The following is a 21,871-nucleotide window of genomic DNA, read 5'->3' on the forward strand; positions in this document are numbered from 1 at the left end:
TTTCTAACTTTATTATTTACAGGGGAAGAAAAAATAAAGCACACCTTTACTGTGATTCCAAAAATCACGTGTTTATCATAATATATTTTTGTTTCAATCCCAAGTATTCTGCTCACAAAGTGTCGCTTATTTAATAAACATTGCATCGCCAAAACTAAAGAAACGATATTTTTCCTCAATAGCATGTTGGTAAGCAGCCAATGTTAAGTCTTTTCCTGCAAAAGCACTCACAAGCATCACTAACGTAGATTTTGGTAAATGGAAGTTCGTTGAAAAAGCCTCTACGACTTTAAATTGATACCCTGGTGTGATAAAAATATCGGTCCAGCCACTGTCAGCCTGAATTTCACCATTAAATTTTGTGCCAATTGTTTCCAACGTACGAATAGAAGTTGTTCCAACCGCAACAATCCGACCGCCTGCTTGGCGTACTTCATTTAATTGCTTAGCCGCTTCTTCAGTTAAACGATAGAATTCGCTATGCATATGATGTTCTTCTATATTATCAACGCTCACGGGACGGAATGTTCCTAAACCGACATGTAAAGTTAAATAAACGAGATGAACACCTTTTGCTTTGATCTCTTCTAATAGTTCTTTTGTAAAATGCAAACCCGCTGTTGGTGCTGCAGCTGAACCATTTTCTTCAGCATAAACCGTTTGATAACGATCTGGGTCATCTAGACGTTCTTTGATATATGGCGGCAATGGCATTTCTCCTAACGATTCTAAAATTTCTAAGAAAATACCATCATATTTAAATTCAATGATTCGACCACCATGTTCCAACTCTTCTTTAACCACCGCTTTTAGGCGACCATCGCCAAATTGAATTTCCGTGCCGACTTTTGCACGTTTCGCGGGTTTAATCAAGGTTTCCCATGTATCGCCTTCTGTATTTGTTAAAAGTAAAACTTCCAAATGACCGCCTGTTTCAGGTTTTTCTCCATATAAACGGGCCGGCAGTACCCGTGTATTATTCATGACTAATGCATCCCCAGGCTGTAATTCATCAAGAATATCATGGAAATGTTTATCCTCCATGTCCCCTGTTTCTTTATTTACAACTAATAATCGTGAACTAGCGCGATCTTTTAGTGGGGTTTGAGCAATTAATTCTTCTGGTAAATCAAAATCAAAATCTTCTGTACTTAGCATTTCCGTCACTCTTTCTACTAGTTTTTATCTTGGTTATTCTAACACTTTTTCTTGTTTCTGGCTATGTCAGCCTTCTGAATCAAACTAAATAGTTGTCAAAAAATGTCAGAAGCACTATACTTACTTTAAGTAAGTATACATAGTTATTTAGAGGAGGAACTCAAAATGCATGCTCAATTTCATCATGTTTCACTATTAGCGCGTCATGGTCAAGAAAACCAATCATTCTATACAAAATTGTTAGGCTTACGTTTTGTCAAAAATACCGTAAATCAAGACAACAATCGCATGCCTCATTATTTTTATGGCGATTATCAAGGCACGCCGGGAAGCTTAGTAACTTTTTTTATCGTGCCCTTATTAGGCAACCGCTATGAAGAAAAAAATTATTTAGCCACGATTGGCTTAAAAATTCCCCAAAACAGCCTTTCCTTTTGGGAACAACGTTTAACAGAAAACAAAATTCCATTTAACAAAAAAGAAAAGAGCCTACATTTCAGTGATCCAGATGATACGCATATTATCCTGACAGAAGTTCCTGAAAATCCATTAAAAGAAACACTCGTTGTTTCTAACGACATTCCAGCAGCGGTTCAAATTATCGGTTTGGCCTCTACTGAATTTCATGTGCCAGATTCTGAAAAAACCTTGGCCTTTTTTGAAACATTTCTTGGTTGGCAAGCAGTTGGCAATACGATTATTTTAAGTGAGACGGAAAGCTTTTCTGTTCATCAAACAACGTCGGATAAAACAAGCCGAATGGGGCGTGGCAGTATGGATCATATTGCTTTTTCTGTGGCTGATGATGAAGCATTACAAGAACTACACACGCGCGCTTTAGCACAAGGCTGGGAAATTGAAATGTATGTAAGTCGTGGATATTTTAAAAGTTTATACATTCGTGAACCAGGCGGGAATCGGGTTGAATTTGCTACTTTGACTCCTGGTTTTACATTGGATGAGCCTCTGGAACATTTAGGAGAAACATTGGCTTTACCGCCTTTTTTAGAACCAAAACGGACTGCAATTGAAGCCAACCTCTACAAAGACATGTAACCAACGCTTTAGAAAACAACGGAAGACGGACGTAATAATCGGTGACAAAATTACGTCCGTCTCTCTTCCCCTATGTTTGAATGTTTGAACAAGAGAATAAAAAATGACCTTCAGATTTTTCTAAACGTCATTGCACATTCCATAAAAAGCATCCTTCGTTCTTCCACTTCTTACTTCTTAAAAAAACTGGTAATTTTTTCAAAAATTCAGTAAAATAAAAGTGATCAATGGTTTCCATTGATTGAACGGGCAACTTGATGGTCCACTTGCACAGGTGACTATTCAAGGCTTCGTGATTTAGTTGCCGCTAAATCATGAAGCGCCTTTTTTTATTTTATTCCCTTGTTCTCTTTCCATTCTAATGAAAAACTCAGCTCCCGTCAACTTGCTACAAAGGACACTTTTCTTTGTTATAGCGGCTTTTCTTCCTTCTCAGAATACTCTTTTTAACATCTTGTTTCGTTCAGATAACTTTTACTAAACAATAGTTATCTTTTCTTTTTTTTAGAACGAATTAAAAAAATTTTACCGCCTTCTTTTTCCCATTAAAAATAGATTACATTTGTCGAAATCGCATTTTTATAGCATACTAGTAATAAGATACATTTTCAAAATATTTAGTTGAGGTGAGTAAGTTGATAGAATTTCAGCATGTATCAAAATTTTATAAAGGCGGAAAAGTCGCCGTTGATGACATTAATTTGTCTTTCGATAAAGGTGAATTTATCTGCTTCATCGGAACAAGTGGTAGTGGAAAAACAACATCAATGCGGATGCTTAACCGCATGACCGACCCTTCAAAAGGAAAAATTTTAATTGATGGCCAAGATATTCAAAAAATCAATCCTGTAGAGCTACGTCGCCAAATTGGCTATGTCATTCAAAATATCGGCTTGATGCCTCACATGACCATTCGTGAAAATATCGTTTTAGTGCCTAAATTATTAAAAGTACCTGTGGAAGAACGCAATAAGATAGCCGAAAAAATGATTGATTTGGTTGAGTTACCACGAGAAATGTTGGACCGCTATCCCAATGAACTTTCTGGCGGACAACAACAAAGAATCGGCGTTGTGCGGGCTTTAGCTGCCAATCAAGATATTATTCTAATGGATGAACCTTTTGGTGCTTTAGATCCTATCACCCGTGATTCATTACAAGATTTAGTGAAAGATTTGCAAGAACGTTTAGGAAAAACGATTGTCTTTGTTACCCATGATATGGATGAAGCGTTGAAATTAGCAAATAAAATTGCCATTATGAGCGAAGGCAAAGTAATTCAATTTGACACACCAGATAATATCTTACGTCATCCAGCCAATGAATTTGTAGAAGAACTCATCGGAGAAGATCGCCTATTACAAGCCAAACCTGATTTCACCACTGTTGATGAAGTCATGTTAAATTCAGCTATTACTATCACGCCGGAAAAATCTTTACAAGAAGCGATTAAATTGATGCGTGAAAAACGGGTTGATACCTTATTAGTTGTTGATAATTCCCATGTGCTTAAAGGCTTTATCGATGTTGAAACATTAGATCAGCAACGTGGCAAAGCTTCTAGTGTCGGTGATATCTTGAATAAAGATGTCTTCTTTGTTCAAAAAACCGCTCTTTTACGTGATGCTTTACAAAGAATCTTAAAACGCGGCTTAAAATATGTGCCAGTCGTTGATGAACAAAAACGAGTGGTGGGCATCTTAACACGTGCTTCCCTTGTTGACATTGTTTATGATGTTATCTGGGGCGATGAAACAACGATTAGTGAAGCTGTAGAAGCAAAACAAAGCGAGTCCGAAACTGATAAAGAGGAGGCGTAAGCAATGAGTAGCTTCTTTCAAGAATATGGATCAGAAATGACTTCAAAAAGTATTGAACATATTTATATTTCATTCTTTGCACTTTTATTAGGGGTCGCTATCGCTGTGCCCGTTGGCGTTTGGTTAACACGTTTGCCCAAAGTAGCCAATATTGTCATTGGTTTAACAAGTGCCTTACAAACGGTTCCTTCGTTGGCTTTATTAGCTTTGATGATTCCAATTTTTGGTGTCGGCAAAACACCCGCTATTATCGCGCTATTCATCTATTCCCTTCTACCTATTTTAAGAAACACGTATATCGGAATGAAAAATGTCGATGAAAATTACCGAGATGTTGCTAAAGGTATGGGCATGACCAATTTACAGTCTATTTTTAGTGTTGAATTACCCATTGCCATGCCAACAATTATGGCCGGCATTCGTTTAGCTGCTGTCTATGTCATTGCTTGGGCTACACTGGCTTCTTATATTGGTGCAGGGGGTCTTGGTGATATGATTTTCAGTGGATTAAATAACTATCAGCCAGAATTAATCTTTGGCGGGACTATTCCGGTAACTATTTTAGCGCTTTTAGCAGATGTTCTTCTTGGATTATTAGAAAATCGTTTAACGCCAAAAGCTTTAAGGGAGGGCGAATAATGATGAAAAAGAAACTCAAGTTAAGCTTACTCTTCTTAAGCAGTTTACTTTTATTGGCAGGTTGTTCTTTACCTGGTCTCGCTTCAACTTCTGATGATAACACTGTTGCCATTACAGGTGGGATTACTTCAGAAGCGCAGATTTTAGGGAGCATTGTAGCGGATATGGTGGAGCATTACACAGATAAAAAAACAAATGTGATTAACAACTTAGCCACTACTACCATCAATCACCAAGCAATGTTAAACGGAGATGCCTCAATTTCTGCAGCTCGTTATACTGGTACTGACGTGACTACTACGCTTGGCTTACCAGCGGAAAAAGACCCTAAAAAAGCGTTCAATCTAGTTCAATCAGAATTTGAAAAACGTTATCAACAAACTTGGTTCCCTTCATATGGTTTTGAAAATACTTATGTATTCTTAGTTACAAAAGAAACGGCTGAGAAATACAATTTAAAAACAGTCAGTGATTTAGGGAAAGTCGCAGACAAATTAGTTGCTGGTGTCGATACTGCGTGGATCACACGTGAAGGCGACGGTTATGAAGGCTTTAAAAAGGAATACAACTTCCAATTTAAATCTATTTTACCAATGCAAATTGGCTTGGTGTACGATGCAGTCAACGCTGGAAAAATGGACGTCATCTTAGGTTACTCAACAGATGGCCGGATTGGTAGTTACGATTTAGTCATGTTAAAAGATGACAAGCGCTTCTTCCCGCCTTATGATGCCGCTCCTGTGGTTAGTGACAAATTATTAAAAGAAACGCCGGAAATTAAAGATGTCTTAAATCGCTTAGATGGTAAAATTTCTACCAAAAAAATGCAAGAATTGAACTATCAAGCAGATAATGATTTAATTGAACCTGCTGTCGTAGCCGAACGTTTCTTAAAAGAAAATAACTATTTTGAGGGGGAGTAACAGATGAATAATATGAATTTATTCCAACAATTTATCTACTATTTCCAACAAAATGGCGGCTACGTCTTTCAACAATTTTTACGTCACTTTTTAATTTCGATTTATGGCGTAATCTTTGCTGCAATTGTCGGGATTCCTATTGGGATTATGATTTCACGTAAACGTAGCTTAGCCAACTGGATTATCCGTTTAGCGAACATTATCCAAACAGTACCAGCTTTGGCAATGCTTTCGATTTTAATGTTGGGAATGGGCTTAGGCGTCAACACGGTGGTTGTAACGGTCTTCCTTTATTCTCTCCTACCAATCATCAAGAATACGTACACTGGCATGATTCAAGTGGATCGCAATATTTTAGATGTTGGTAAAGGAATGGGTATGACAAAAGTACAACTTCTTTATATGGTCGAGTTACCTTTATCTGTTTCAGTAATCATGGCAGGTATTCGAAATGCGTTAGTCGTCGCAATCGGGATTACTGCGATTGGTGCTTTCGTTGGTGCTGGTGGTTTAGGGGATATTATTATTCGTGGAACCAATGCCACAGATGGTGCTTCTATCATTTTAGTCGGTGCCTTACCAACGGCCTTTATGGCGATTATCACAGATTGGGTTCTAGGGATTATTGAACGGCGTTTAGACCCAGCTAGCAAACATTCCAATTAATAAAAAATACAGAGCAGATCCAACATTGTTTCTTTTCAATGGGATCTGTTTTTTTATCTAGGAGATCAATAATGTCTAACTATACTATTATCGATTTAAACCAACAACCACACTTAATTCCGTCAGCTGCTCAATGGTTTAGCCAAAAGTGGCAAATCCCCGCTGAAGCGTATCAAGCAAGTATGCAGGAAATGCTAACTAGCGAAAACCACGTACCACATTGGTGGGTCTGCTTGAATAAACAGCAGGACATCGTTGCAGGCGTGGGCGTAATTGATAATGACTTCCACAATCGTGCAGACCTTACGCCAAACCTTTGTGCATTGTATGTCGAACCAACATTTCGTCACCAAGGCTTAGCAGGAATTCTTTTAACAACAGTTGGTGATTTTCTAGCTAATTCTGGATTTAAAAAGCTTTATTTGCTCACAGACCATACTACTTTTTATGAAAGATATGACTGGGAATTTTTGACAATGGTAACCACCGAAGAGCAGTCTTGCGCTAGAATTTATCAAAAACAATTACGTCAATAAAAAAATCTGCCATCAAAAGATGGCAGATTTTTTTATTTATTTTTTCAAGTGATAACTATAGGTAGCCACGATGATATTTTCCCGCCACGCTAGACGAATCCGCAAGCGTAAACTTGTTTGGTTATGCAAAATATTTTGCCAACGTTTATTTGGTACAAATTGTGGCACTAAAACCGTTGTACTGTAGTTATGCTTCGTGGCATTTTTACTAACCAAATCAACATAACGTAAGATAGGATTTTGCAGTGAACGATACGAAGAATGGACAATTGATAGACGAACGTCCGGGAAGTGTTTTTTAAACTCTTCCTGAATTTCTTTTTCCTTCTCAACATTTTCATCCATTGAGACATGCATGGCAACGACATAATCGCCAATGGAACGCGCATAATTCAAGGCGCCGACATTTGCCTTGGTTACGTTCCCTACTAAAACAATAACTGTATTCCCGTCAAACTCATGTAACTGTGCCCCATCTTCTAAACGTAGCTGTTCCGCCACATTTTTATAGTGAGTATTGACCCGATAAAATGCATAAATCAACACTGGCATAATAATAAAGAACGGCCAGATGTCCCCTAATCGATAAATAAACAAAATGGCGATAATCGCGAAAGAGATAAAGGCGCCGACAATATTAGCAATTGATTTTGGCAACCAATTTTTAGTTTCTTTTCGCCATTTTACAACCATCCCCGATTGAGACAAAGCAAACGGAATAAACACACCAATGGAATACAATGGGATTAAACGTTCTGTGGAACCTTGGAAAATCAATAATAAAACAATGGAACCAGCAGCTAAAGTTAAAATACCATTTGAATAGCCCAAACGGTCGCCACGATCCATATACATATGCGGCATAAACTTATCTTTGGCTAAGTTATAAGCCAAAACTGGAAAGGCTGAGAATCCTGTGTTAGCGGCAACCGCTAAAATTAAGGCTGTCGCAAACTGTAATAAATAATATAAAATATTTTGACCAAAGACCGCTTTCCCAATTTGTGAAAGAACTGTCACTTCTTCTTTTGGCACAATCCCATACCAATAGTTAATAAACGTAATCCCCACGAAGAAGAACCCTAAAATCGTTGCCATTAACGCTAACGTCCCAGCAGCATTTTTTGCTCGTGGTTTCTTAAAGAATGGCACTGCATTACTGATTGCTTCGACCCCTGTTAAGGAAGAAGAACCAGATGAAAAAGCCCGTAAAACCAAGGCAATAGAAATTCCTGGAACCACGGCTCCTGGTAAAGCTGTCGCATTCAATGGCTGTGCGCCAGTCACAATTTTAAATAGCCCAACAACAATCAGTAAGGTAATAATTGCGATAAAACTATACACTGGCAACATTAAGAACGAAGCTGATTCTCTCAGGCCCCTCAAGTTCATTAAGGTAATCAATATCACAATCCCAATAGAAATTGCTACTTGATGACCATATAACGCTGGAATCGCCGATATAATCGCCTCTGCACCCGCTGAAACTGAAACGGCTACTGTTAGCATATAATCGACTAACAACGAACCACCAGCCAATAAACCTGCATTTCTGCCGAGGTTTTCACTACTAACAACGTATGCGCCGCCGCCATGCGGATACGCATGAATAATTTGTCGGTACGACAATGTTAAAGAAATAAGTAAAATAATAACAAATGCAGCAATTGGCAATGAATACCAAATCGCAGCCGCCGACAAAGTAACCAGAACCACCACTATTTGTTCTGTACCATACGCAATGGATGAAAGTGCATCAGAAGATAACAACGCAAGCGCTGCAAATCTGCTTAATTTATGTTCATCATTTTCGGCTGATTTCAATGGTTTCCCAATGAACAGTCGTTTTAAATCCGCCATTTTTTTCTACTCCTTTTCTCTAGAGTGACCCGCTCACTTTTTTCATTATTTTTTATCAAACAAATCCATATGCTACGCTTCTCACAATGAAAAGTCAATTGATTTTTGTTACTGAAAAAGATAAAAAAATCACCATCTTTTTTTAATCAGACACTCATTTACAGTCCCCCGCTTCCTTTATCTTATCAAGAGAATCCAGATAACAAAAGGATTTGCATTCTCTAAACAAAAAAGCGAGAGCTAAAAGTCTATTTGACCTTTTGGCTCACGCTTGAAAACTTAGTTAATTATTCCCTTTTATTGTAACAAGTACGTATGATCGAAGGTAATTTCCACTTTATAACGACCAATTTTTTCATAAACTTGCCGTTGAATTTCCACACCCAGTTCAAATTCAGATAATTTTGATTCTGTAGGCAAAACCAAGTCGAACAAAATCTTCGGCTCTTCGCCATGGGTAACTAAGCGGATATCATGGACTTTTAAAGACGCGTCAAAAGAACGAATAATCTTTTTGATTGTTTGATGAACAAATTGTTGTGTTGGGTCATACAAATTCACTGGATCAATATGACAAACAAGATTAACATCCAACTCTTCTTTAAACTTCGCTTCAATCGCATCGATTGTCTGATGGGCTTTATTTAAATCCCAGCGATCATCAATTTCAATGTGAACAGACGCAAACGTTTGGCTGGGACCATAATTATGAATCAGTAAATCGTGATACCCTACAATTGTTTCCATTTTTGATAAGACATTCTTCATTTCATCAATTTCTGTTTGGCTCGGACGCATGCCCATCAACTCATTAATAAATTCGCGAATTAACTGCAAGCCACTATAAATAATATATGCAGCAATTAAAAAACCAATATATCCATCAATTCGCAAACCAGTGACGCCTTCAATAAATGCAGAAATCAAAACAGCTAATGTAGTATAAACATCATTAAAGCTATCCTTAGCAGAAGCAACTAATGCTTGAGAATCAATTTTTGCTGATACTTTTTTGTAAAACAGCCCTTGCCAAATTTTAATCCCAATTGATAAAGCTAAAACAGCAAATAAAATGGGTGTCACCTTGATTGATTCTGGATGCAGGATGCGATCCACGGAGGTCGTTAGAAACTCAAACCCAATAAACGTAATCACTAATGATACAAGCATTCCACTAATATATTCAAAACGTTCATGGCCATAGGGATGTTCTTTATCCGCTGGCTTACCAGCAATATAAAAACCGACTAATGTTAAAACTGAAGAAATAGTATCGGACAAGCTATTAATGGCATCTGCCATGATTGAAACACTACCTGAAAGCAAGCCAATCATAAATTTACTAACGAATAAAAATAAATTAGAAACAAGCCCAATCCGCCCGGCAAAAGCACCGAATGCTGTTCGTTTTTCCAATTTACGACGTTCAATTTTTTTCTCATATCGTTGAAGCAATGCTTGAATCATTTTACAACCCCTACCCACTTTTTATTTCTTAAAAAAATACTATAAAACCTTTTTATACATTTGTACACAAAAAACCTCACTTTCTGAGGGAGATTTTATTATTTAGCATTGCCAAAAAGTCAAAAGCAAGAGCCCCCAAAACTTCTTTGTTAGGGTTGCCTTGAAAATAAAGAAAAACAAAAAGCCGAAAACGCTAAAGACGTTTTCAGCTTTTTGTTTTTTAATGGAATAAATGGCTCTTTTGTGCTAAAGCCGCAAATTTTTTCGATCTGTGTTCCAGATGTGGATAAAGAATTGCACCGCCAATACTAAAGACGACTGAAATCCCCACCATAATCCAAATGGCAAACCAAGCATTTGGCCAGTAAATGCCTCCTGCTGATTCCCTTAGCAAGTTCACGGCATGCGTAAACGGCAAGAACGGATTAATCATTTGGAAGAATTTACCTGAGACTTGAATTGGGTAGTTCCCACCCCCACCAGAGATGGACAGTACCAAGATTATTATCGCAATTCCTTTCCCTACATTGCCAAAGAGAGCAACAAGCACATAAACCATTATCATAAACGTAATGGCAATCAATACCGCAAACCAGACGCTATACGCTGGATTACGAACATCTACGCCTAACGCAAAATAATTACCTAAGGTTACAATCAGTGCTTGACCAATCCCCATGACAATGAAGGTAAACATCCGTGCTGAAAATTGTTCCCGTTTAGAGAAGCGTTTTTTATCTTTTCCTTCAAGATAAACATCCGTTGTCGCAACACTTGAGAATAATACAGCACCAACCCATAAACACAAAGCTGTATAGAATGGCGTACTTGCCGAACCATTATTAGCAATCGGATAAACAGCATGTTCTTTGACTTCAACTGGTTGTGTAAAGAAGTCACTTTCTTTATTGGCATCTAATTTTAGTAATTTAAGAATTTCGCCTAAATCAACTTCTTTTTCACCTTTACGGATTGCATTCGCTGCTTTGTGTAATCCTGTTTTGATATTTGGCCAATCATTAATAATTAGCTCGTTGGCTTTGTCCAAGGCCGCTTCAACATCTGGCATTTTCTCATTGACTGTTTTCAAGGTATTCGTTAAATCTTTTCGGATACCTGGATAGTCATTTTGCATAAAAGCTGCCGCTTTGCTGACTTTATCTTGAATGACTGGTAAATCGTTTTTATACAAATCAGCACCACGATTAATGCCATTGACAATGGTTTCCATATTGCCATTCAACATCGTATTCGCATCATGAATTTCTTGTTTAATTGCCGGCATTTCGGCTTGATATTTTTCTAATAAAGAAATCGCATTAGTGACCGTTTGACTTGTTGAGCTCAATAAACCTTCAAAGTCAATTTGTTGCGCTTTGTTTAGTTGACCTTGAGCGTTTTGGATGGTAGCAATTAATTTGTCTAAAATCGTTTTTACTGTGTTTTCAATTGCATCAGGGTTAATACTATTGACGGTTGCTTCTACTTGTTGAGCTTCTGCTTGAATAGCATTTAAATCTGCATCAGTTACCGCATTCACATCAATGTTATCAACATCAGTTTTTAATCTAACTACAATACCATCAATCGTATTCAATCTATTTATTGTGTCTTGTAAATCAGTGTTACCTGTGGCTTCTTGTATTTGCGTAAACAGTTGAATCAGCTGTTGGATATTTTCATGTTGTTTTCCTAGGCTTTCAGACAGTTGTTGCTTAATTGCTTCTCTTTCTTCAACTGGTAAACGATGATTTTTTAAATCTTCTAGTGCTGTATTTACACCAGCGCTAATTGTTCCAATTGCTTTTAAAATCGTCCCCACACTTTGAGTAATTCCAGGTAACGCCTTTTCCAATTGAGTGGCGCCATCTAATGTGACATTCCCTAAATCATTGGCTTGATCACCTAGTTTACGAATATCTGGTAACGCCGTTTGAACTTGTTGAATGATTTCTAATCCTTGTTTTGCTTCTTGGATTCCTTCGCTCATTGTTTGTTCCACAGAGGCAAAGTCTTCATCAATCATAGCAATTTGTCGGCCAGCGTTTTGAATTTCTGGAATTTTTTCTTGTAACGTCAAAATAACACTAGCTTGTTCTTTGATGCTTGGCATTTTACCATTTAGCTCAACAATCTTCTCTCCTAAAGCATCAACTTCAGGTAAATATTTCATCGCATCGTTGGCTTTCGCTAATTTTTCTTTTAGCTCAGGCATCTTACCATGTAAGTCTGTGACTTGTTTTGCGTACGTATCAATGGTTCCAATGTTGGCATCTGTATCTAAAATCATGCTCTTAACTTTTTGAATGCTAACCATGTTTTTATCAATATCATAGCCAATATCATTGAATGTTTTGATTAACGTACTACTTGCCGTTTTAATGAATTCTTCCGAAATTTGTGACTGAATGGAAGAAGCGCCTTTTGACGTAATTTTCGGCGCAATTGCATTAATTTTTTCGTTAATTGAGTATTCAATTTTAGGTTTATTGATATCACCAGAAGTAAAACTTAGCAAATCTTTGGAAAAATCTTTAGGTAAATAAATCCCGGCAAAATATTTTCCTGATTGGACCCCTTTGTCTAATTCCTTTTTCGAATCAACAAAACGCCAACCTAATTGCTTGTTTTTCTTCAAGTTTTTCAAGACTTCATCACCAATATTGACCGATTTATCTTGAAAAGTTGCTGTTTGGTCATCACTATAGACCGCTATTGGTAACTCTCCTGTATTTGAATACGGATCCCATAGTGCTTTAATGTTAAACCATGCATATAATGATGGAATAATCATTAAGGCAACAATCAAAAATGTTGCTACTGGGTTTTTAAAAATTCTTTTCCAATCTAAAATAAATAGTTCCCATGTATTTTTTATATGTTTCATAAAATCACCTGCTTTTTTTTGTGCCTGAATAACTTTAGCATAAAATACAAGAGAATAACAAACAAAAGCTTGAATGTTACGACACATTTTTAAAATGTCGTAAGTTCAAGCTAAGTTTGTTTATTTCATATTTTTAGAAAATTCCGAAACGACTTGTTTAACTTCATCAATGGCTTCTGGTTTTAAATAAGCCAAAAGTTTTGGTGCTTTTGTCATCAAGTACATTTTATCTAATTTGCCTGTTTGTTGGCGTTCAAACATTTCTGCAAGTAGCGCTTGCATTTTTTCTTTTTTATCTTCTTTTGTTCGATCTAGTATGAACGTTAAGAATTGTTCTTGTCCTTCTTTCATTCCCTATCCCTCCTTACAAACAGATTCTTTTCTATTATAAAACTTCTTTTTTAGAAAGGATAGTCCTTTTTTTAGGATCTATGATTTTGTGTACAGACTTAGCATGTCTTTTTTGGCGGATAAAGGTAAGCCGAGTCCCTCTTTTAAATAGCCCTCTACCGAACCAAATTCTTTTTCAATCGCCTGTAAAGCGGTCGCTAAGTACTCTTTTTTCACATAAAGCAGCGTTTCTAATTGTTGAATTTCTGCTAGAGGCGTTCCATTTGCTTGATATTGCGCAATAATTTGCTCGTTAGCGGTTTTTCTTTGCTCGTTCGTCTTTAAATAATCTTCTAAAATATAAGAATGTTCCACACCTAAAGCACTTAATATCAAGGCTGCGCCGATTCCTGTTCGATCTTTTCCTGCGAAACAATGAAATAAAATAGCTTCCTGTGGATAACTTAAAAAGTTTTCAAAAAATGTTTGATAACCTTTGCGCCCCGAATTGGAAAGAACCATTTCTTTATAAGCCATGTCCATTGCTTCATCGGGTGAACCAACCGTTTTAAGCATTCCTTCTAATGAAGCAGTCTGCGCCTGAATATCGGCCAAAATATCTATATGTAGATAGTTGGTTCCTTGAATTGAATCATCTGGTCGTTCTTGCGTTTCCGCTGCACTTCTAAAATCATAGATTCGTTTAATTTGATAGTCCTCTACCAGTTTCTGTTGATCCGCTTGTGCAACATTGACGAGTTCACCACTCCGAAAAAAATACCCTGTCTTGACAACTGTGCCTTGTTGCGTTGGAAATCCTCCAATATCTCTAAAGTTCACCACGCTGTTCATGTTCTATCGCTCCTTCATTTTAATTATTTTGTTATCATTTAAATACTTTGTTTTTTCTTTTTATTTCTTTTTCTCAACGATAATAAAAAACACCTCAAAAAACAATCTTTTTATCAGTTGTTTATTGCCATTTTATCATAGATACAGTATTCTTAAAAGAGAGGTGAGTAACGATGCTAAAACGAGATTTTTTAGAAAAGCCTTATGATTATATGAATGATATTCTATTGTTCCTATATAATAATAAAGGTCAAGCGACACGAAATGAATTAGTAGATTTTTTCAATATTAGTTTACCAACATTGAATGAGTATCTTTCTTTTTTAGAGCAATTTTTGAAAGAAGAGCAACTTCAAGAAAACCTCACCTTAACAGTATTAGGTGACACTCTATATCTAAATAAAGCGCCTACCTTTTCCATGAAAGCAATGATCATGTTGTTCTTAGATAAATCTATTAAGTTTCACATGGTCCAGCAACTCTTCCATAAAAATGAAATAAATGGCGGGTATTTCCAACAGAATTATGCCATTAGCTCTGCTACCTATTATCGAAAAATTGTTGAATTAAATGACTTACTCAATGAGTTTAATTTACGTATCAAACGAGGAAAACTTGTCGGCGAAGAAAAACAAATTCGCTTTTTCTTTTTTAATTTTTTCTGGTTTATCTTTGAAGAAAAAACAGATTTAGAAAAAGAACTGGCCAATCAATACCTAGGATTAATCGAGATACTACAAGAAATCCCCAGAATTACCTTTGACCATACAGAAATTCTCCAAATTAAACTTTGGATGAAAATTTCTTTTCGTCGCATGGTTTTAGAACCCCTGCCAACGATTAGTCCACATGATGTCCAACTCGATCGACCTTTATTTGAAGAAATTAATTTATCTATACATACATATATGAAAAGAATCGACCGTCCATATACAATCAACGAAGCCTATATGTTTTATGACTTTTTTTGTTCCATGCATAATTATTCTGCGAATGCTGCTTTCGCCTTTCGTTTAGCAAAACAACAACGAATTGAAAAAACGTATCTTAACGAAATGAACCGGGTCATTTTAACGTACCTTAAAGCACGTGGTTATTTATCCCATTACGTGCTGCCTATTCGGCTACTTTATATTGAAAATTTACTTTTCCAATTACATGCGCAACTCTATTATTTTTCAGGATTTATTTTACCCTTTGATTATTGGACAATTCAGTCACTTTTGAAAGTCTTACGTCATCCTTTTAGCGAAAGTGAAGTTTACGAATTAGTGGAGATCGCTACAACGAACTTTGCCACAAAAGCCACTGCTTCTAAGTACCAAAATCAATTTACTGAAATTAATTATACACTTATTTTGAATCACATTGCTGAATTAAATGAAAAAAAAATAACGATTGGTGTTTATCACTCACTGAGCAGTGCTTATAGCGAGTTGGTAGCACAAAAAATACAACAGAGTATCGCTGGAAAATATCCGCTGAAAATTGAGCCTTACAACGCAGAAAACCATTATGATTTGCTTTTAATGAATACCAATAATGAACAGCTCGTTGCCCAGTATGACCATTACTATATTTTTTCGGATATTAGTAATCGTTACGACCTACAATCAATTGAAAAAATCATTCAATTGTTATTGGGCAAATAATCTCTAATAAAAAAAGCTTAAGTGCCCTACTCTCAGATGGCTGACTTAAGCTTTTTATTTTACTTTCCCTATTTCCTTAAACGGCGCCATTTTAAATACCACGATTCCTTCAATCGCTTGTATCTCGACAAAGCCGAACGTACGACTATCACTTGAATGCGTACGATTGTCCCCTAAGACAAAGTAATGACCAGCTGGAATCTTCTGAAACAGGCGAAGTTGGGCTGCCGCTTCTTCTGATAAGTCAAAACGACTGGCATTCTCAGGCAGTGCCTCATTATCGCTTGCTATAGGTTCTTCTGAAAGATAAAGTTTTCCCTCGTTTACCCAAATTCGATCACCAGGAACCCCGATGATTCGCTTGACGTACGTACCTTTGCTAGCTAGCGGTGCTTTAAATGCAATCACATCGTACCTTGCTACTTGCTTCGTCCGTTGTACTAAGACTCGTTCCCCTGCGTTAAGTGTCGGCTTCATGGATTGCCCAGCAATTGGGTAGCTAGATGTCTTTAACACAAAAAAGAACACAAAAATGGCGAAAAGAATAGCTGGCATAAAAAATTTAACGACTTGGACGCGTTGTTTCTTTTGGTAGGCTTGCCGCTTTTTTTTAATCTCTTCAGCGGTCATTTTTCTTTTCGGTCCTCTTATTGATTGATGGTTATCTGTTTGCTCAAGCAAATATTCCATTGCTGTGTTAGCCTTTTGCTTTTTTAGCTGATATGTCGCAGGCAACTTTTGCTTCAAGAAGGCGCGCTTAATGTGGCGAATTGTTCGCATAACGGGCTTTATCCATTCTTCCATCGTTTTCTTAAAAGGAAAAGCTTCTTAAATAAACTTTTCCTTTCTTGCTCCTTTTTTCTATTTAACTAATTGCGTTCCTTTTTTTATATAACTACTACGTAACTGGTTTTCCTTCATAAACTGATTCAATGGTTTCTGCGCATCTTGTGCCAGCTCCCAAATACTTTGATTTGCTTCTACAAGATATTCGCTCTTCTCTGTTACTATGTTTTTCCTGATAAGCGGTTGCCTTAGCGACTGCTCTTCCTTTGAGACAGCAGCAGCCTGTAATCTTTCTGCGGAGCTACTTAATGTAACAGCTAAAAAAAGGACCCCAAGACAATGTAGTTTCCTTGCTCCCGTTAACTTTTTACTGACCATTTTATTAATAGTTATCTTGTTCAAGACGTGTCAGTTTAGTTAAGCGTTCCTCTAATTCGCGATAAATCTCAAGTACTTCTACTTTTGATGCTTCGACTTCATTCGAAATACTTTTCGCTCGGTTACCAATATTTAACATTTCTAATTCTGCAGAATTGATTAGATGTTTTGCTTCTACTTTCGCTTCATTAACAATCCGATTGGCTTCTTTTTTGGCAGAAACCATCACTTCGCCAATTTCTTGTTGCGATTTTAAAGCCTCTTCTTGTAATTGCTGATTTTTCATTAATAAATCGTTAATTTGCTGTTTTGCGCGTAGCAGTTCTGTTAACTGCTCACTACTCGGTTCAATATTTTTTGAAACGGCTTGTAGTGTCTTCAATTCTTTTTGAACTTGTTCTAAATTGTCTTCTTTGGCCTCTACTTCTTTTCTTAGAGCAGCTAATTCTCCTTCGTAAACTTGCTTTTCAGCAAGATGTTTGTCATTGACACCTTGTAGTCGACCTAGTTTTACTTCTGCTTCATTTTTTTGCTGTAAACTATTTTGAAGCTCATTCTTTAACTCCTCCATGCGCTGTTTCACAATCACTTCTTGTTGGACAGCCTCTTGTAAGGTTTGTTTTTCGGCTTCTACTTTTTGTAATTGTACAGTTAGTTTTTCAATTTGTTCCTGCAATGCTTGTTGAGTCGTTGTGCTTTCTTCTAATTCTGTCGTTAACGTTTCTACTTGCTTTTCCATTCCTGTAATATCTCCTTTTTTCTCCAACTTTCCTTTTTCTTCTGCTAACTGGTTGTGTAATGTCTGGATATGTTGTTGCTGTTCAGCCGATTCTTTTTCTAATTCTGCCACTTGCTGCGTTAATTCACTTTCTAAACGTTCCATTTGATTATGTACAGTGGTTAATTGTTTTTCTGCATTTTGCAGATTTGTTTGAAGAGTGGTAGCCTCTGTCGTGGTTTCACTGTTCGTTTCCAGTTGCTCTTCCAATTCAAAAATTTCATGTTCCTTTTGATTTAGTGTTTCAAGTAATGCCTGATTTTTTTCTTCTAACGCTTGTTTTTCCGTTTCTTGTTGGTTCTTTAATTGCTCATTTTCTTCTTGAAGTTTTTTAAAGGCTGTTTCTTTTTTCTGATAGTAGGTGAGCCTTTCTCTTAACGTCGCCATTTCTTTTTCCTGTTGTTCTGGTTTGATTCCGCTAATTATTTTTTCTGGTTCGAATCCTGGCTGAAAAAAGACTTCTTTTTCAAGCGTATCATCCGAAATATCTTTAATTTTTTTGATTAAACGTCTTTTTGTCATTTATATGTCCTTTCTCTCGTCCTTTTAACTAATCACGACAGGCTCCAAATTTGTTTCCAACGTCTCACGAGCATACGTATCAATGGATTTGACAAGGGTTTGCTCTTGATCTCGATAAGTAAAATTAAAATCAATCATGGTAATTTCTTTAACTGAATTCAACGCTGCAATAAGTGCTACAATATTGTCTTGGCCTGTTTGAAATTCATGGTAACTTAAGCCAACTGAAAAAACAGACAGTGTCAAGGTTTGTGTTTTTTCACTTCTAATCATTGTGATACTCGTCTCTCCGAGGTAAGGACGCCATTCACGCGCTAATTGTAATTCATAATTAGTCAAGACAGCGGCCGATTCTGCCGAAACAGCTTGCTTCCAGGGAAACTGATTTAAGGCTGTTTTTTTAATCGCTTGTTTTTTTATTTTGTCACCTTGAGTAGCTTGGCCCTGTGCCAAACGCTCGATCCGTTGTTCCATGCGGATATTTCGTTGATTTAATTGATAATATGTATAAACAATTCCTAACAATAATACGCTAAGTAGACAAACACTAAACAATAAATAAATCATTAAACGACTATTTTTCTGATACTTATAGAAATTTATTTTCCTCTTTAATGTCCGGTCCTCTGAATCCAGTTTTTCGACAAGTAATCGCAAATACAATTGATAGCTTACAAATAAAAATAAGCAACTACTCATTAAAAGTACAACAATCATCATACAAATATAATCTCCTTTATGTCATCGCTCGACAATCAAAACTTGTAAAATCACCTGTTACGCTCTTTAAAAACTCTATATAGTATTGATTGTAACATTCCGTTTGAGCCTTGCCAACAACTTTATTTAAAATACAGTGATAAAATTTTATATTTTATATTTATATTTTAATTTTTAAAATATAAAACAAAAAAAAGAGAGATGCCACTTGGCCATCTCTCTCGCTTTTACTCAAACTATGTTTAGCGAACCGAACTAGATCAGTCGCTTTTTAAAAAATCCAATTAGTCTTTGTTGATTTCATAGTAGCTATCGTTCTTTATGTAGCTGAATTTGCTTTTGCTGGGGCTGAATCGCTACTAAGTCCAACACTGATGCCTAAGGCACGATCAACTTCTTCCATAATATCAAGTCTCAAATGACAAACTTTTTCTTTCAAGCGGCCCTTATCGATTGTTCGAATCTGCTCTAAAAGAATCACTGAATCTTTTTCAATGCCTGTTTCATCAGAATTAATCCCGATATGTGTTGGCAATTTTGGCTTTGCCATTTTGGCTGTGATCGCCGCAACGATAATCGTTGGGCTAAAATGATTACCTAAGTTATTTTGGACAACAAGGACAGGTCTGACGCCACCTTGTTCCGAGCCCACTACTGGGGAAAGGTCTGCAAAATAAATATCTCCGCGTTTGACCATAGTGGAACCTCCTATCTAGTTATATTCTCTGGGGATTCTTTGTGAGAAAGTACATGCAACTTCATAATGAATGGTTTCTAATTTTTCGGCTACCATTTGTAACGTATTTTCTTCATTGCCATCTTTTCCAACTAATGTAACGACTGAGCCGACAGGAACTTCTTCTGCTAAACGAATCATACATTGATCCATACACACTCGTCCGACGATTTCGCAACGCTTACCATTCACGAGCACTGTAAATCCTTGGAGATGACGCAACCAGCCATCTGCATAGCCGATTGGCACTGTCCCAATCCATTCTTCAGCTTCAGTTACGTAGGTTTCGCCATAGCCAATCCCTTCACCAGCCGCTAAGCGTTTTACATGGATGAGTTCACTGGTCAACCGTAAGGCCGGCTTTAACGCATAGCTTGGGGCCAGCTTATTACCTGAAGGGTTCAATCCATACATGGCTACCCCATAGCGAATCATGTTTCCTGGCACATCAGGATGCCATAACGCTGTCGCACTATTGCTAACATGGACATACCGAGGTAACTCTTCTAAAACTGCTAGAACAGCCTTAAAACGCCCTGCTTGTTTTTCAAAATAGCTTGTATCGATTTCATCAGCTGTTGAAAAATGAGTAAAAATCCCTTCCCATAAAAATTCTTTGTGGGATTGAACAAACCGCACTGCTTGCTTAGTCTCTTCCGGGGTTAAAAAACCAATCCGTCCCATGCCAGTATCGACTTTTAAGTGAACACGTAATGGCGTGTTACTCTCAGGCGTTAGTTGTTGAAGAGCAGCTTCTAACCATTCTTGTGTAGCTACCGTTACAGACAAATCATATTGAATCAACAAAGGCACATAAGCTAAGTCTACCACACTCAAAATTAAAATGGGGTCCTGAACACCTGCTTCTCTCAATTCAATTGCTTCATCCAATAAGGCGACACAAAAACCTGTCGCGCCACCTTTTTTCGCCGCTTTGGCGGATTCTACGGCGCCATGCCCATAGCCGTTCGCTTTTACAACCGCAAATAAAGCGGTTCCTTCTGGCAAACGTTGACATTCCTTTTGGACATTTTCAGTAATTGCTTGCGTATCGATATGTAACCGTGTAGGACGATGCCATCCAACGACCATTGTACATCCTTCTTTCTTCGTTGCTTCTATTATTCGCTTTCTAAAACAATTTGTGCAATCGCCATAGTTTCTGTGTGCGTAATCGAGACAAACACTTTACCATTATGGGGCGAGTTTGCTACGTATGGTGCACCTGTTTTTTCAGTCAGCACCTCAATATCTTGTAAACCAACCTTGCCAATCCCTGTGCCCCATGCTTTAGAAAACGCTTCTTTACAAGCAAAACGACCAGCTAAAAATTCTATTTGACGTTTTGTAGATAACTTTTCAAAAAGGGTCAATTCGTTAGGTGTTAAAACCCGTTGAATAAACGATCCTTGTTTTTCAACAATCGGTTTTATCCGACTTAATTCTACTGCGTCAATACCAATTCCCTTTATCATTTTCCGCCTTACTTCCTATTTAATATAGTTACTCCGAATTACCTTTCATTTTAACAAAATTTCAAAATTTTTCCACTGATTCGCTAAAAAAATAAAGAATGTTTTACAAGATCCTCACACAAATTGAAGTACCATACGTTTTCTTCCTATTTACATTTTTATAAAATTTTTCTGAATTTTTATAAAAGTAAGACAACAACTAAGAAGTATCGGAAAAAAATCAGGAAACTAAGCGGATGTTCTGATATTTTATAGCAAATTTTGGCTACTTATGGGAGAATAAAAAGAAAAAGGAGAAAAATGTATGACTTTAACTTCTCGGCAAAAAAAGTTACTTCGTTGCGCCCTATTTATTTTTACTTTGTTGCTCTACATATTTCCAATCTTCTTTAAAAATCCCAGCCTATTTTTTCTCTTGCAACTGGTTTGGATTCTAACCATTCATTTGCTACAACAAAAACTGAAGCTTTTCAATCTAACTTCCCCGTTGAAAACTTGGATAATTTTGGCGTTTTTCTTTTTCTATATCATTTTGATGCCTTTTTTACTTTTTTTAAGTTTTTCTATTTAACGATTATCTACCAAAAAAGAGCGAGTGTTCCGTTCATAGACGGAACACTCGCTCTTTTG

Annotated in this window: 21 protein-coding genes; 8 read left to right on the forward strand and 13 right to left on the reverse strand. The window is 36.9% G+C overall.

Annotated elements, in window-relative coordinates:
* Positions 1-126: 126 nt before the first annotated feature.
* Positions 127-1,158 carry a tRNA preQ1(34) S-adenosylmethionine ribosyltransferase-isomerase QueA gene (gene queA / locus HMPREF2810_RS09170; protein WP_002355747.1) on the reverse strand — a complete coding sequence of 344 codons (1,032 nt, stop codon included), beginning with the start codon at positions 1,156-1,158 and terminating at the stop codon, positions 127-129.
* A 165-nt stretch (positions 1,159-1,323) separates the two neighbouring features.
* On the opposite strand from queA, the gene HMPREF2810_RS09175 reads away from it, so the two are divergent.
* From HMPREF2810_RS09175 to HMPREF2810_RS09200, 6 genes are all read left to right on the forward strand, one after another.
* The gene (locus tag HMPREF2810_RS09175; protein ID WP_002355746.1) at positions 1,324-2,214 is read left to right on the forward strand and encodes a ring-cleaving dioxygenase; all 891 of its coding nucleotides are present in this window, start codon (positions 1,324-1,326) and stop codon (positions 2,212-2,214) included.
* Positions 2,215-2,840: 626 nt separating this feature from the next.
* Positions 2,841-4,034 carry a betaine/proline/choline family ABC transporter ATP-binding protein gene (locus HMPREF2810_RS09180; RefSeq protein ID WP_002355745.1) on the forward strand — a complete coding sequence of 398 codons (1,194 nt, stop codon included), beginning with the start codon at positions 2,841-2,843 and terminating at the stop codon, positions 4,032-4,034.
* 3 nt (positions 4,035-4,037) lie between these two features.
* The gene (locus tag HMPREF2810_RS09185) at positions 4,038-4,673 is read left to right on the forward strand and encodes an ABC transporter permease (protein ID WP_048942140.1); all 636 of its coding nucleotides are present in this window, start codon (positions 4,038-4,040) and stop codon (positions 4,671-4,673) included.
* 2 nt (positions 4,674-4,675) lie between these two features.
* Positions 4,676-5,596, forward strand: a complete 921-nt coding sequence (locus HMPREF2810_RS09190) for an osmoprotectant ABC transporter substrate-binding protein (RefSeq protein ID WP_002355743.1) — start codon at positions 4,676-4,678, stop codon at positions 5,594-5,596.
* Between the two features lie 3 nt (positions 5,597-5,599).
* Complete coding sequence (locus tag HMPREF2810_RS09195) at positions 5,600-6,262, forward strand: ABC transporter permease (protein WP_002363261.1); 663 nt, start codon at positions 5,600-5,602, stop codon at positions 6,260-6,262.
* 71 nt (positions 6,263-6,333) lie between these two features.
* The gene (locus HMPREF2810_RS09200) at positions 6,334-6,798 is read left to right on the forward strand and encodes a GNAT family N-acetyltransferase (RefSeq protein WP_002361333.1); all 465 of its coding nucleotides are present in this window, start codon (positions 6,334-6,336) and stop codon (positions 6,796-6,798) included.
* Between the two features lie 36 nt (positions 6,799-6,834).
* Here HMPREF2810_RS09200 and HMPREF2810_RS09205 read toward each other — a convergent pair whose 3' ends face one another.
* The 5 genes from HMPREF2810_RS09205 to HMPREF2810_RS09225 form a co-directional block, all read right to left on the reverse strand.
* Positions 6,835-8,658, reverse strand: a complete 1,824-nt coding sequence (locus HMPREF2810_RS09205; RefSeq protein WP_002379167.1) for an APC family permease — start codon at positions 8,656-8,658, stop codon at positions 6,835-6,837.
* A 297-nt stretch (positions 8,659-8,955) separates the two neighbouring features.
* The gene (locus HMPREF2810_RS09210; protein WP_002386999.1) at positions 8,956-10,125 is read right to left on the reverse strand and encodes a cation diffusion facilitator family transporter; all 1,170 of its coding nucleotides are present in this window, start codon (positions 10,123-10,125) and stop codon (positions 8,956-8,958) included.
* Positions 10,126-10,345: 220 nt separating this feature from the next.
* The gene (locus HMPREF2810_RS09215) at positions 10,346-13,012 is read right to left on the reverse strand and encodes a YhgE/Pip domain-containing protein (protein WP_002379165.1); all 2,667 of its coding nucleotides are present in this window, start codon (positions 13,010-13,012) and stop codon (positions 10,346-10,348) included.
* 120 nt (positions 13,013-13,132) lie between these two features.
* Positions 13,133-13,363 carry a hypothetical protein gene (locus HMPREF2810_RS09220; protein WP_002355737.1) on the reverse strand — a complete coding sequence of 77 codons (231 nt, stop codon included), beginning with the start codon at positions 13,361-13,363 and terminating at the stop codon, positions 13,133-13,135.
* Between the two features lie 78 nt (positions 13,364-13,441).
* The gene (locus HMPREF2810_RS09225) at positions 13,442-14,194 is read right to left on the reverse strand and encodes a tyrosine-protein phosphatase (RefSeq protein ID WP_002386997.1); all 753 of its coding nucleotides are present in this window, start codon (positions 14,192-14,194) and stop codon (positions 13,442-13,444) included.
* A gap of 173 nt (positions 14,195-14,367) precedes the next feature.
* Here HMPREF2810_RS09225 and HMPREF2810_RS09230 point away from each other — a divergent pair, with 173 nt between their 5' ends.
* Positions 14,368-15,846, forward strand: coding sequence for a helix-turn-helix domain-containing protein (locus HMPREF2810_RS09230; RefSeq protein ID WP_002386996.1), 1,479 nt, complete (start codon positions 14,368-14,370; stop codon positions 15,844-15,846).
* A gap of 54 nt (positions 15,847-15,900) precedes the next feature.
* On the opposite strand, the gene lepB is transcribed toward HMPREF2810_RS09230, so the two are convergent.
* From lepB to acpS, 7 genes are all read right to left on the reverse strand, one after another.
* Entirely contained in the window at positions 15,901-16,650 is a 750-nt protein-coding gene (lepB, locus tag HMPREF2810_RS09235; protein WP_002385011.1) for a signal peptidase I, read from the reverse strand.
* 57 nt (positions 16,651-16,707) lie between these two features.
* Positions 16,708-17,034 (reverse strand): hypothetical protein, encoded by a 327-nt coding sequence (locus HMPREF2810_RS16240; RefSeq protein ID WP_002364740.1) that lies wholly within the window; start codon positions 17,032-17,034, stop codon positions 16,708-16,710.
* The gene (locus HMPREF2810_RS09245) at positions 17,015-18,310 is read right to left on the reverse strand and encodes a coiled-coil domain-containing protein (protein WP_002386995.1); all 1,296 of its coding nucleotides are present in this window, start codon (positions 18,308-18,310) and stop codon (positions 17,015-17,017) included. Before HMPREF2810_RS09245 ends, HMPREF2810_RS16240 begins: the two co-directional genes overlap by 20 nt.
* Positions 18,311-18,334: 24 nt before the next feature.
* On the reverse strand, positions 18,335-19,030 hold the full coding sequence (locus HMPREF2810_RS09250) for a hypothetical protein (protein ID WP_002378072.1): 696 nt from the start codon (positions 19,028-19,030) through the stop codon (positions 18,335-18,337).
* Positions 19,031-19,349: 319 nt separating this feature from the next.
* The gene (locus HMPREF2810_RS09255; protein WP_002355729.1) at positions 19,350-19,727 is read right to left on the reverse strand and encodes a type II toxin-antitoxin system PemK/MazF family toxin; all 378 of its coding nucleotides are present in this window, start codon (positions 19,725-19,727) and stop codon (positions 19,350-19,352) included.
* 15 nt (positions 19,728-19,742) lie between these two features.
* The gene (gene alr, locus HMPREF2810_RS09260) at positions 19,743-20,858 is read right to left on the reverse strand and encodes an alanine racemase (RefSeq protein WP_002355728.1); all 1,116 of its coding nucleotides are present in this window, start codon (positions 20,856-20,858) and stop codon (positions 19,743-19,745) included.
* A 29-nt stretch (positions 20,859-20,887) separates the two neighbouring features.
* Positions 20,888-21,241, reverse strand: a complete 354-nt coding sequence (acpS, locus tag HMPREF2810_RS09265; protein WP_002379159.1) for a holo-ACP synthase — start codon at positions 21,239-21,241, stop codon at positions 20,888-20,890.
* A 304-nt stretch (positions 21,242-21,545) separates the two neighbouring features.
* On the opposite strand from acpS, the gene HMPREF2810_RS16245 reads away from it, so the two are divergent.
* Positions 21,546-21,812, forward strand: coding sequence for a hypothetical protein (locus tag HMPREF2810_RS16245; protein WP_002379158.1), 267 nt, complete (start codon positions 21,546-21,548; stop codon positions 21,810-21,812).
* Positions 21,813-21,871: the final 59 nt, after the last annotated feature.

The organism is Enterococcus sp. HMSC078F03 (assembly GCF_001811595.1).
Lineage (GTDB): Bacteria > Bacillota > Bacilli > Lactobacillales > Enterococcaceae > Enterococcus > Enterococcus faecalis.

Bases quoted from the DNA above. Each gene is read 5' to 3' on its own strand.
- queA (WP_002355747.1), bottom strand. From the start codon at position 1,158: ATGCTAAGTACAGAAGATTTTGATTTTGATTTACCAGAAGAATTAATT.
- HMPREF2810_RS09175 (WP_002355746.1), top strand. From the start codon at position 1,324: ATGCATGCTCAATTTCATCATGTTTCACTATTAGCGCGTCATGGTCAA.
- HMPREF2810_RS09185 (WP_048942140.1), top strand. From the start codon at position 4,038: ATGAGTAGCTTCTTTCAAGAATATGGATCAGAAATGACTTCAAAAAGT.
- HMPREF2810_RS09190 (WP_002355743.1), top strand. From the start codon at position 4,676: ATGAAAAAGAAACTCAAGTTAAGCTTACTCTTCTTAAGCAGTTTACTT.
- HMPREF2810_RS09195 (WP_002363261.1), top strand. From the start codon at position 5,600: ATGAATAATATGAATTTATTCCAACAATTTATCTACTATTTCCAACAA.
- HMPREF2810_RS09200 (WP_002361333.1), top strand. From the start codon at position 6,334: ATGTCTAACTATACTATTATCGATTTAAACCAACAACCACACTTAATT.
- HMPREF2810_RS09205 (WP_002379167.1), bottom strand. From the start codon at position 8,658: ATGGCGGATTTAAAACGACTGTTCATTGGGAAACCATTGAAATCAGCC.
- HMPREF2810_RS09210 (WP_002386999.1), bottom strand. From the start codon at position 10,125: ATGATTCAAGCATTGCTTCAACGATATGAGAAAAAAATTGAACGTCGT.
- HMPREF2810_RS09215 (WP_002379165.1), bottom strand. From the start codon at position 13,012: ATGAAACATATAAAAAATACATGGGAACTATTTATTTTAGATTGGAAA.
- HMPREF2810_RS09220 (WP_002355737.1), bottom strand. From the start codon at position 13,363: ATGAAAGAAGGACAAGAACAATTCTTAACGTTCATACTAGATCGAACA.
- HMPREF2810_RS09225 (WP_002386997.1), bottom strand. From the start codon at position 14,194: ATGAACAGCGTGGTGAACTTTAGAGATATTGGAGGATTTCCAACGCAA.
- HMPREF2810_RS09230 (WP_002386996.1), top strand. From the start codon at position 14,368: ATGCTAAAACGAGATTTTTTAGAAAAGCCTTATGATTATATGAATGAT.
- lepB (WP_002385011.1), bottom strand. From the start codon at position 16,650: ATGGAAGAATGGATAAAGCCCGTTATGCGAACAATTCGCCACATTAAG.
- HMPREF2810_RS09245 (WP_002386995.1), bottom strand. From the start codon at position 18,310: ATGACAAAAAGACGTTTAATCAAAAAAATTAAAGATATTTCGGATGAT.
- HMPREF2810_RS09250 (WP_002378072.1), bottom strand. From the start codon at position 19,030: ATGATGATTGTTGTACTTTTAATGAGTAGTTGCTTATTTTTATTTGTA.
- HMPREF2810_RS09255 (WP_002355729.1), bottom strand. From the start codon at position 19,727: ATGGTCAAACGCGGAGATATTTATTTTGCAGACCTTTCCCCAGTAGTG.
- alr (WP_002355728.1), bottom strand. From the start codon at position 20,858: ATGGTCGTTGGATGGCATCGTCCTACACGGTTACATATCGATACGCAA.
- acpS (WP_002379159.1), bottom strand. From the start codon at position 21,241: ATGATAAAGGGAATTGGTATTGACGCAGTAGAATTAAGTCGGATAAAA.
- HMPREF2810_RS16245 (WP_002379158.1), top strand. From the start codon at position 21,546: ATGACTTTAACTTCTCGGCAAAAAAAGTTACTTCGTTGCGCCCTATTT.